Annotated in this window: 2 protein-coding genes; both read right to left on the bottom strand. The window is 76.9% G+C overall.

Translation table 11 applies throughout. The annotated features are described in order from the left end of the window. Window positions 1–64: 64 nt before the first annotated feature. Entirely contained in the window at window positions 65–934 is an 870-nt protein-coding gene (locus tag EBH09_RS05555) for a biotin-dependent carboxyltransferase family protein (RefSeq protein ID WP_121745843.1), read from the bottom strand. Beyond that, a partial coding sequence (locus EBH09_RS05550) for a carboxyltransferase domain-containing protein (protein ID WP_238697191.1) occupies window positions 931–1,354 on the bottom strand: 424 nt, incomplete at its 5' end. The genes EBH09_RS05550 and EBH09_RS05555, both read right to left, overlap by 4 nt.

Raw genomic sequence — 1,354 nt, 5'->3', positions numbered from 1 at the left:
GCAGCACGCGGACCGGCAGCACTGGCGCCGGGAACCCGGTGCACCCGAGGGCGGTGTCGCGGTGTCAGTGTCTGCGGACGGCGACGAAGCGCACCGGAGTCCCCGGTGGCGTCTGGGCCGCCGCCGGGAGGTCGGCGGTGCGGACGACGCCGATCACCGGGTAGCCGCCGGTCGTCGGATGGTCGGCCAGGAACACGACCGGCCTGCCGTCGGGCGGCACCTGGACCGCGCCCAGCACCATGCCCTCACTGGGGAGTTCGCCCGGGCGGGCGCGTTGCAGCGCCGGTCCGTCCATGCGCAGTCCGATGCGGTTGCTCGCGGGCGACACCCGGTACGCGCGCGAGGTGAACGTCCGTACCGCCTCCGGCGTGAACCAGTCGGCGCGCGGGCCCGGCGTCACCCGCAGGACCAGCTCCGACGGGGGCGCCGGCTGGGGGGCGACGTCCACGCGCGCGTACCGCCCGCGCGGCCGTCCCAGGGGCAGCACCGTGCCGTCCGTGAGGGGCGGCGGCCCGAGGCCGGACAGCAGGTCGGTGGAGCGGCTGCCGAGGACCGGTTCGACCAGAACGCCGCCGGAGACGGCCACATAACTGCGGACGCCGGAGTCGGCCGCTCCGACGTTCAGCAGCGCACCGGCCGGCACGTCGACCGGCGCGCCCCAGGGCACCGGCCGTCCGTCCACCGTCACCGGGCAGGGGGCGCCGCCGACCGCCACCGTCACCGCGCAACGCGGACGCACGGCACAGCCGGTGAGCGTGGTCTCCAGGACGGCGGCGTCGGGCGGGCAGCCGACCAGCCGGAGAACCAGCGCAGCCGCGGGCGCGTCGAGCGCCCCGGAGCGGGGGACGCCGAGGTGCGCGTGTCCGGGGCGGCCCCGGTCCTGCACGGTGGTCAGGGCCCCGGCCCGGACGACGGCGAGCGCACGGTCCGTCATGAACCCCCCTGACGCTCGGGCAGGTGTCCACGGGCGACGAACCGCACGCGCGTGCCCGGCGACAGCAGCGCCGCGGGCACGCGCCTGTGGTCCCACAGCACGGCGTCCGTGGTGCCGATCAACTGCCAGCCGCCCGGCGACGAACGCGGATACACGCCGGTGTACGGACCCGCCAGCGCCACCGAACCGGCCGGGACGGCCGTGCGCGGAGTGTCCCGGCGCGGGACGTCGTAGCGCGCGGGCAGACCGGCGAGGTACCCGAATCCGGGCGCGAACCCGCAGAAGGCGACGTGGAACTCCGTACCCGCGTGGATGCGGCCCACCTCGTCCTCCGCCACACGCCAGTGCGCGGCGACGTCGGCCAGGTCCGGACCGTCGTAGCGGACCGGGATCTCGACGACGTGCCCCGCGCGCGGGGGA

Origin of the sequence: Streptomyces sp. E2N166, assembly GCF_003671715.1 — a bacterium.
Classification (GTDB): Bacteria; Actinomycetota; Actinomycetes; order Streptomycetales; family Streptomycetaceae; genus Streptomyces; species Streptomyces thinghirensis.
This window is presented reverse-complemented; position numbering and strand designations above follow the sequence as displayed.

Excerpts from the sequence above, each read along its gene's own strand:
- EBH09_RS05555 (WP_121745843.1), bottom strand. The coding sequence starts at position 934 with ATGACGGACCGTGCGCTCGCCGTCGTCCGGGCCGGGGCCCTGACCACC.